The organism is Shimazuella alba (assembly GCF_009831235.1).
Taxonomy (GTDB): Bacteria; Bacillota; Bacilli; order Thermoactinomycetales; family Thermoactinomycetaceae; genus Shimazuella; species Shimazuella alba.
This window is the reverse complement of the sequence record NZ_WUUL01000042.1, coordinates 1-756: the sequence shown is the minus strand read 5'-3', so window position 1 is coordinate 756 and position 756 is coordinate 1. Positions and strand designations below refer to the sequence as shown.

At 37.6% G+C, this 756-nt stretch carries 1 protein-coding gene; it reads right to left on the bottom strand.

Going from position 1 to position 756, the window contains the following annotated elements:
- Positions 1 to 133 precede the first annotated feature (133 nt).
- The gene (gene tnpA / locus GSM42_RS20310; RefSeq protein ID WP_160803384.1) at positions 134 to 619 is read right to left on the bottom strand and encodes an IS200/IS605 family transposase; all 486 of its coding nucleotides are present in this window, start codon (positions 617 to 619) and stop codon (positions 134 to 136) included.
- Positions 620 to 756 lie beyond the last annotated feature (137 nt).

The following is a 756-nucleotide window of genomic DNA, read 5'->3' as shown; positions in this document are numbered from 1 at the left end:
AATCACAACCACCCGTGTGAACGGGTGGTTTGCTCTGCGGCTGAAAGCCTTTATTACTGACCAGCCCCTGAAGGGGCTCTGAATGGTTCGCCAACTGTACTACTTTTACTCGCTAGACCTCAAAGGTCTGCTATTATCGTTTTCTTTTTGCATCCCGAATCTCTTCTCCTGTAAAGGGATCTATATATTCCATGATGCTTAGTTGCTCCGTTACTATATCCTCTTGTATTTGTTTTTTTATATACTCTTCAATTGCTTTTTTATTTCTCCCTACTGTATCCACGTAAAATCCTTTGCACCAAAATTTTCGATTCCCATATCTGTACTTCAAGTTGGCATGTCGATCAAATATCATTAAACTACTTTTCCCTTTTAGATACCCTACAAACGAGGATACGCTTAATTTTGGAGGAATACTTACCAACATATGAATATGATCTTTACATGCCGAAGCTTCTATGATTTCTACCCCTTTTCTTTCACATAGCTGCCTTAGAATTACTCCTATTTCCTTTTTGATCTTTCCATATATAACTTGTCTTCTATACTTCGGAGTAAAAACTATGTGATACTTACAATTCCATCTTGTATGTGCTAAACTGTTCCTGTCTAATGACATGAAATCCCTCCTCATTCTAGATATACAGGTTGACGAACCATGTATATTCTAGCATCGAGAAGGGATTTTTTTCATCGCTTGAAGCTTTCCGGTACCACACGCATAGCGTGTGGTATTCTTTTTTTAACTAATAAAAA